The sequence below is a fragment of the Bradyrhizobium sp. MI1.11 genome, assembly GCF_055811255.1.
On sequence record NZ_JBVVPM010000005.1, the window covers coordinates 263,815 to 271,539 of the forward strand.

6 protein-coding genes are annotated in these 7,725 nt (G+C 65.0%); 3 read left to right on the top strand and 3 right to left on the bottom strand.

Annotated elements, in window-relative coordinates:
- Window positions 1–112: 112 nt before the first annotated feature.
- Complete coding sequence (locus AC0L30_RS07900; RefSeq protein ID WP_473404108.1) at window positions 113–1,609, bottom strand: sensor domain-containing diguanylate cyclase; 1,497 nt, start codon at window positions 1,607–1,609, stop codon at window positions 113–115.
- A 144-nt stretch (window positions 1,610–1,753) separates the two neighbouring features.
- Here AC0L30_RS07900 and AC0L30_RS07905 point away from each other — a divergent pair, with 144 nt between their 5' ends.
- Window positions 1,754–2,026 (top strand): DUF7662 domain-containing protein, encoded by a 273-nt coding sequence (locus tag AC0L30_RS07905; protein WP_007599886.1) that lies wholly within the window; start codon window positions 1,754–1,756, stop codon window positions 2,024–2,026.
- A 109-nt stretch (window positions 2,027–2,135) separates the two neighbouring features.
- Here the strand turns inward: AC0L30_RS07905 and AC0L30_RS07910 are convergent, their stop codons facing one another.
- Complete coding sequence (locus AC0L30_RS07910; protein WP_026232774.1) at window positions 2,136–5,012, bottom strand: EAL domain-containing protein; 2,877 nt, start codon at window positions 5,010–5,012, stop codon at window positions 2,136–2,138.
- A gap of 154 nt (window positions 5,013–5,166) precedes the next feature.
- The gene (locus tag AC0L30_RS07915) at window positions 5,167–6,165 is read right to left on the bottom strand and encodes an NAD(P)H-quinone oxidoreductase (protein ID WP_007599890.1); all 999 of its coding nucleotides are present in this window, start codon (window positions 6,163–6,165) and stop codon (window positions 5,167–5,169) included.
- 111 nt (window positions 6,166–6,276) lie between these two features.
- Here AC0L30_RS07915 and AC0L30_RS07920 point away from each other — a divergent pair, with 111 nt between their 5' ends.
- Window positions 6,277–6,468, top strand: a complete 192-nt coding sequence (locus AC0L30_RS07920) for a DUF1192 domain-containing protein (protein ID WP_007599892.1) — start codon at window positions 6,277–6,279, stop codon at window positions 6,466–6,468.
- Between the two features lie 576 nt (window positions 6,469–7,044).
- Window positions 7,045–7,554 (top strand): protease adaptor protein RcdA, encoded by a 510-nt coding sequence (rcdA, locus tag AC0L30_RS07925; RefSeq protein ID WP_007599893.1) that lies wholly within the window; start codon window positions 7,045–7,047, stop codon window positions 7,552–7,554.
- The last annotated feature ends 171 nt before the right edge of the window (window positions 7,555–7,725 follow it).

The window sequence follows — 7,725 nt, forward strand, 5'->3', positions numbered from 1 at the left end:
CCCCCCCTCTTCCAAATCTCTTTTTTTTGGGGGGGGGCCCCGCGCGCCCCCCCCCCCCCCCCCCCCCCCCCCCCCCCCCCCCCCCCCCCCCCCCACACCGAGGACATAATACTCACGCCACCAGCGACAGCTTCGGCAAGGTCGCGACCACCGACTGGTTGCGGCCGCCGGCTTTTGCGGCGTAGAGCGCCTTGTCGGCGGCGGCGACCAGCAGCGGCCAGTCCATGCCGGTGGTGGGAACGAGGCTCGCGATGCCGCAGGACACCGTCGAGCTCGTGTGGTCGTCGGACCATCCCTGCACCTTGGCGCGGATCTTCTCGGCCACCAGGAGGGCGTCGGTGACCGAAGTGCCCGGCAGCAGCACGGCGAATTCCTCGCCGCCATAGCGCGCGGCGCAGTCGCTGGCGCGGCTCACCGAATCGGAAATGCAGATGGCGATGCCGACCAGCACCTGGTCGCCGGCCTGGTGGCCGAACGTGTCGTTGTAGGCCTTGAAGTGATCGGCATCGATCATCAAGAGCGCGATCGGCGTCTGCTGCCGCATCGCGCGGCGCCATTCGACGTCGATCACCTGGTCGAACTTGCGGCGGTTCTTCAGGCCGGTGAGCGCGTCGGTCGTCGCCATCTCCTCGAGCTTGCGCTCGGCCTCGGCGCGCCGGCCGATCTCGCGCGCGAGCACCAGCGTCGATGCCAGCATGAACACGCTGAGCGCCAGCACCACGGCGCCGATGCGGTAGGCTTCCTTCTGCCAGAGCTCGAACACGGCGTTCAGTGGCTTGCCTGCCACCACGAATAGCGGGCTGCTCCCACTACTGCGGACATAGAGCCGCGGCGTGCCGTCGATCGGCCCCTGTCCGGCGAATGCGCCGCCGACCTTCAGATTTTCGGCCTTCCAGACCGGCCGGTTGGCCAGATTCGTGCCGATCACGTCGAGATCAAACGGCCGCCGCATCATGACGGTACGGTCGCGCCTGAGCACGGTGATGGTGTCGTCGGCATCGAGGCTCAGCCGCTCGAACAATTCGTGGAAATAGCTGAAGCGGATCGATCCGGCGACGACGCCGAGGAAGCCCCCGTCGGTGTCGCTGATACGCCGGCTCAGCACGATCGAATAGGCGCCGCGGAACAGCATGGGACGGCTGATGAAGAGGCCTGCGTCCGGATTGTCGCGATGAGCCTTGAAGTAATCCTCGTCGCTGCGGTTCTCGGCAACGGGATCGAGCGTGGAGGCGTCGATGGTTAGCCGGCCCTCGGCGTCGAACACCTGGATCGCGCCGAAATGCCTCGCCGTGGTCGCATGGTCGAACAGGATGAGGTGACGGATCGGCTTCGAGACCGTGCCGATTTCCGGCAGCAGCATGTTGCTGGCGACCGCCTTGAGGGCCAGGTCGTAGATCTCGATGTTGCGGCTGACGTCGGACTCGATGGTCGTCGCCAGGTTTTCCAACGTCTGGCGGGCGAGCGCCTCCTCGCCGCGGCGCATGTCCAGCATGACGTTGACGCAAATGGCGGAAAAGCCGATCACCGTCACCACGGACGAGATGATCAGCAGTTTCGCCGAAAGCCGCCATGGCCGCCGGGCCGTGACGTCGCGCCATCGAGACAACATCATTTGCTCCCGACATTAGTGAATGCGCCCGAAAGCTTGAGCAGTGTTTAAGCCGGGACGGCGCTGCCGGAATGAGTTAAAAATTGGTTTCCGCGGCTGACGTTTTTGGGCAAAGCGGAGCTTCGACCAGCGAAGAGGACAGCGGTGAACGACTACGACGCGTTGCGCGATTATCTGATGCGGCAGAAGCAGGCGGAATTCGTGCTGACCTATGAACAGATCGAAGAGATCATCGGCGCGGCCCTGCCGCGCGCGGCGAATCGTGCCTCATGGTGGGACAGCCTGCGCAGCCCGGACATCCAGATGCCCCAGCGCGAAGCCTGCCTCGCCGCGGGTTTCAAGGCGATGCGAATGCCGGACGGTGCGAGCGTGCGGTTCACGAAGCTGAAGAGCGACCGGCGGCGGCCAGTATCGTAGGGTGGGCAAAGCGAAGCGTGCCCACCACCTCTGTTGCAATGTTGGATTGATGGTGGGCACGGCGCAAGTGCGCCTTTGCCCACCCTACGGGACCGGACTCGCGTTGAGATCAGCTCGCCGCTTCCAGGCGCACTTCCGTGAGCAGGCGCATCGCGGCGTCGGCGTCCATGGGTTCGCCGAAGGCAAACCCCTGCGCGTATTCGCAGCCCATCTGGTAGAGCTCGACCGCGTCGGAATCGGTCTCGGCACCTTCGGCGACCACGTCCATGCCGAGGTCGTGCGCGAGCGCGATGATGGATTTCAGGATCACCGGGCGGGTGCCGCGGTTGGTGGTGCGCACGAAGGACTGGTCGATCTTGATGGTGTCGAACGGGAAGCGCTGCAGATAGGCCAGCGACGAATGGCCGGTGCCGAAATCGTCGAGCGACAGCCCGGTGCCGAGCTCGCGGATCCGCGTCAGCATCTGCGCCGCGTGCTCCGGATTCTCCATCACCAGCGATTCCGTCAGTTCCAGCTTCAGCGTGCCGCGCGCGACCGAGGAGCGCGACAGCACGGTACGGATGTCGTGGATCAGATCGTGCCGCAGCAATTGCCGCGAGGAGACGTTGACGGATGCGAAGATCGGCTCGCGCGAGCGCATCGCGCGCTGCCAGATCGAGAGCTGCTTGGCGGTCTGGTCGAGCACGAACATGCCGAGGTCGATGATCAGGCCGGTCTCTTCCGCGATGGTGATGAATTCCGACGGTGCCATGCGTCCGAGCTTGGGATGATCCCAACGCACCAGCGCCTCGAAGCCGGCGACGGAGCGGTCTTCGAGCCGGACGATCGGCTGGTACAGGATCGTGAGCTCCTGCCGCTCGATGGCGCGGCGCAATTCGCTCTCCAGCGTCAGCCGGTCGGTTTTTCGCGCGCGCATCGCGGACTTGTAGACGTCGATGCGGTCGCCGCCGATGCGCTTGGAGTGATACATCGCAAGCTCGGCGTCCTTGATGATCTCGTCCGTGAGCTGAACTTGCGGATCGGACAAGGCAAGGCCGATCGAGGCCGTGAGAAAGATCTCGCGTTCGTTGAAGGCGATCGGCGCGCGGATGGTCTTGCGGATGGTCTCGGCAAAGGCGGTGATGCGGGCGGGGTCCTGCTCCGAGAGCAGGATCAGGCCGAACTGGTCGCCGGCAAGCCGCGCCAGCGTATCCTGCGGCTTCAGGATGCGGGTGAGGCGGCGGGCCAGCGTCAGCAGGATGGAATCGCCGACCGCGATGCCGACGGAATCGTTGACCTGCTTGAAACGGTCGAGGTCGATCACCATCAGCGTCGGCCGCAGCGTCGGCATGGTCTTGGCGAAATGCGCGACGGCGCCGAGCCGGTCCATGAACAGCTTGCGGTTGGGCAGGCCGGTGAGATTGTCATGCACGGAATCGTGCAGCAGGCGCTCCTCGGCGTTGCGCAGCTCGGTGACGTCGGTGAGGGTACCGACCACGCGCGAGACCTCGCCGTCGGAGCCGACCACCGGGCGCGCCTTCAGTGCGAACCACATGAAGTGTCCGTCCGGCGTGCGCAGGCGGAAATCCTGCACCAGGCGGCCGCGGCGCTGGTCGAGCACGCTGTCGAGCGCGGCGCGGAAACGATCCTGGTCGAGCGGGTGCAGCACTTCCAGCCAGGAGGCGGCCGGGCCTTCCAGCGTGCCGCGCTTGAGGCCGAGCAGGGCTTCGGTCTCGGGGCTGGTGAAGACCTTGTCGGCGGAAACGTCCCAATCCCAGATCAGATCGCCGGAACCGGCCAGCGCCAGCGCGCGGCGCTCGATGTCGGAGACGACGCCGGTGGTGGCGCCGCCGCCCGCGAAGGCATGCTGCATCACCGTGAAGCCGATCAGCATCACGATCAGCACGAGGCCGCCGAGCAGGGCAGGGCCGACGATGTCATTGGTGACGGAGCCTGCGACCGTCATGCCGGCCGCGACCACCCAGACCACCAGCAGGAACCAGGTCGGGATCAGCAGCACCGCGCGGTCGAAGCCGTGGGTGGAGAGATAGACGATCAGCGCGAAGCCGGCGAAGGCAATCAGCACCAGCGAGATGCGCGCGATGCCGGAGGCCACCGCGGGGTCGAACAGGGCCAGCGCAACCAGCGAGCCCAGGAACGCGAGCCAGCCCACCGTGATGTGGGAATAGCGCACGTGCCATCGACTGAGATTGAGATAGGCGAACAGGAACACCAGCAGCGTCGCCGCCAGTATCGCCTCACCCGCCGCGCGCCAGATGCGCTCGGCGTTGTTCGACATGTCGAGCACCTTGCCCCAGAAGCCGAAATCGACGCCGATATAGACCAGCACCGCCCAGGCCAGCGCCGCGGCGGCCGGGAACATGATGCTGCCTTTGACCACGAACAGGATGGTCAGCACCAGCGCCAGCAAGCCGGAAATGCCGATCACGATGCCCTGGTACAGCGTGAACGAGTTGACCTTGTCCTTGTAGGATTCCGGCTCCCACAGATAGAGCTGCGGCAGCTTGTCGGTGCGCAGCTCCGCGACGAAGGTGACGACGGCGCCGGGATCGAGGGTGACGCGGAAGACGTCGGCGGTCGGGCTCTCCTGCCGCTCCGGCCGGTCGCCGGTCGAGGGCGTGATGGTCGCGATGCGGGACAGCCCGAGGTCGGGCCAGAGCAGCCCCGAGGAGACGATGCGGTAATGCGGGGCGACGATCAGGCGGTCGAGCTGGTCGTCGGTGTTGTTGGCGAGCGCGAACACCACCCAGTTCTGGCCGCCTTCGCGGGCGCGCACCTCGATGCGGCGGACGATGCCGTCGGTGCCGGGCGCGGTGGAAACCTGGATACGGTCGGCGTCGCTGCGCTGATGCTCGAGCACGCCGGTGAGGTCGATTGCGGGCGCGTCACCGCGGACGCTGACAGCGTCGAGCGCGCGCGCCGGGAACGCGCAGACGAGAATCATGAGGCCCAGCGCTATGGGCGCGAGGCACCTGATCAGACGCAAGGTCAGTTCTCCGCGTTCGACGCAAACTCTTCGGTGCAGGCTCTTCGGTGCACGGCGTTTTCCGAACGGAACAAAGTGGTTCGGTGCGTCGCGATAGATGCCACGAAAGCGAGGAAAATCAAAGGGTTTCCGGCTAGCCCTGTGGGCCGCTGGCCTAGACCTCCAACACAATTTTGCCAATATGTGCAGAGGTTTCCATCCGCCGGTGCGCGTCGGATGCCTTTTCCAGCGGGAAAGTGCTGTCCATCAGCGGCTTGACCCGGCCTTCGCGCAAAAGCGGCATCACTTTCGCCTCGATCGCGGCCACCATCGCCGCCTTGTCCGCATTACTACGGGGGCGCAGCGTCGAGCCGGTGTGGGTCAGGCGCTTCACCATCACCTTGGCGATGTTGACGGTGACCTTGGGCCCGTTGAGGGTCGCGATCTGCACGATGCGGCCGTCGACCGCGGCGGCGTCATAGTTGCGATCGACATAGTCGCCGGCGACCATATCGAGGATCAGATTGGCGCCGGCATTGTTCGTCTCCGCCTTGACCACGGCGACGAAGTCTTCGTCCTTGTAGTTGATGGCCCGATCCGCGCCGAGCTTGAGGCAGGCATCGATCTTGTCCTGCGATCCCACGGTGACGATCACCTTGGCGCCGAACGCTTTTGCGAGCTGGATCGCCATGGTGCCGATGCCCGAGGAGCCGCCATGGATCAGCAGCGTCTCGCCGGCCTTCAGCCCGCCGCGCTCGAACACATTGTGCCAGACCGTCATCAGCGTTTCCGGCAGCGCACCGGCTTCCTTGATCGAGAGCGACGGCGGCACGCTCATCGCCTGACCGTCCTGGGCGATGCAGTACTGCGCATAACCGCCACCGGCGACCAGCGACATCACCTTGTCGCCGATCTTGTGCCGCTTGGCGTTGCTGCCGACGGCCACCACTTCGCCCGCGATTTCGAGGCCGGGCAGGTCGCTGGCGCCGGGCGGCGGCGGATAGGCGCCGGAGCGCTGCGCGACGTCGGGCCGATTGACGCCGGCGGCCTGCACCTTGACCAGGATCTCGTCGGGACCGGGCTGCGGCAGTGCCCGTTGTTCCGGCACCAGCACTTCCGGTCCGCCGGGTTTGGAGATGGCGACCACGGTCATTTGCGCGGGCAGCTTGTCCATGATGTGTCCTTGAGCAAAGGTGCGGGATGGAACGAGGCCATTGCTTAGCCAGCGCGGTGCAGGCTGGCAACCGCCTCAGCCGCTTGTGATGCGAACGCAGGAGGAACAAGGATGGCGATGGAAGACGACGACCGTCCGCGCAAAAAGATCAGCCATGACATCGGCCAGGATCTCTCACTCTTGTCAGTGGAGGAACTGACCGAGCGCATCGCGCTGCTCAAGGCCGAGATCGCAAGATTGGAAGAAGCCACAACAAAGAAGCGCGCCTCGCGCGATGCGGCCAACAGCGTTTTCAAGTCGTAGGGTCCGACGCTGGAGCGGGGCTGGCCTCACACACGGTCCTCATCCTGAGGAGCGCGGCACGCGCGTCTCGAAGGATGGCCGCGGGCGAGAGCAGGGCCTGCATGGTCCCGGCGATGCGAAGCATCGTCCGGAGACGCGCGCGAAGAGCGCGCTCCTCACCATGAGGGTCTGGTTTCGGCCTTCGCTGCGGATGCGCGTGAAGAATTCGTTCCACCGCCCACTCGGCCACTGACCGACATGGCTAACGAACCCTCAAAATAATCGCTCGTTTACTCCACATTAAGCTTTCGAGTTTATGACTGGGAACTGTCCTTGTTTGGACACCGAGTGGCTCCTGTCCACTCTGTTTGACGCCTCCCTGTTATCAACTTTCAAAGCCGCCGGTTTTCCGGCGGCTCTTTTTTGCGCCCAGCTCCGCCTTTTTGCATCTCGCCGCGGTTGAATTCCGAGCAAAGACCCGCGGAAACCATATCCGCGCTTGTCACTGGACTCGGCGTCGCGCCCGCGCAATGATTTGTTCATCATAAGCCGGCGCCAAAGCCGGGCAGTCAGACAGTTGCGTAAGGGGCGTTAACCATGGAACGTTTGCAAGCCGAAGGTGCTCTCGTTCAACTCAGCGAGCGGTTCACCAATTCTGCGGCGTTCGGCGTCCTGTTCCGCGAGGGCATGGACCTGGTCGAAGAGACCGCCGCCTATCTCGATGGCGCCGGCCGCACCGAGGCCAAGGCGCTCGATCGCGCCGTCAGCCTCACCTATGCGACCGAGAGCATGCGCCTGACCACCCGCCTGATGCAGCTCGCCTCGTGGCTGCTGCTGCACCGCGCGGTGAAGGAAGGCGAGATGACGCTGGGCCAGGCCAACCGCGAAAAAACCAAGGTCAAGCTCTCCGCCGCCGATCCCGGCTCGACCGACAGCATCGAGAAGCTGCCGTCGCAGCTCCAGGATTTGATCCATCGCTCGATGAGCCTCCAGACCCGCGTGCGCCGCCTGGACACCACCATCCACACGCCGCCGGTCGATCATTCCTCGATCGGCAACCCGCTGGTGCCGCATCTCAACGCGCTGAAGGCAGCGTTCGAGCGGTAAGCGCAGGTGCCGTAGGGTGGGCAAAGGCGCGCAGCGCCGTGCCCACCATTTCTCTCAGAATCGAAATCAAGGTTGGTGGGCACGCTACGCTTTGCCCACCCTTGTAATAGCGCGATCAGTTATTCTCGACCTGTTCCGTGAGGAATGGCCTGCCGCGGTTTGCACCCCGCG

Bases quoted from the DNA above. Each gene is read 5' to 3' on its own strand.
- AC0L30_RS07900 (WP_473404108.1), bottom strand. From the start codon at position 1,609: ATGTTGTCTCGATGGCGCGACGTCACGGCCCGGCGGCCATGGCGGCTT.
- rcdA (WP_007599893.1), top strand. From the start codon at position 7,045: ATGGAACGTTTGCAAGCCGAAGGTGCTCTCGTTCAACTCAGCGAGCGG.
- AC0L30_RS07915 (WP_007599890.1), bottom strand. From the start codon at position 6,165: ATGGACAAGCTGCCCGCGCAAATGACCGTGGTCGCCATCTCCAAACCC.
- AC0L30_RS07920 (WP_007599892.1), top strand. From the start codon at position 6,277: ATGGCGATGGAAGACGACGACCGTCCGCGCAAAAAGATCAGCCATGAC.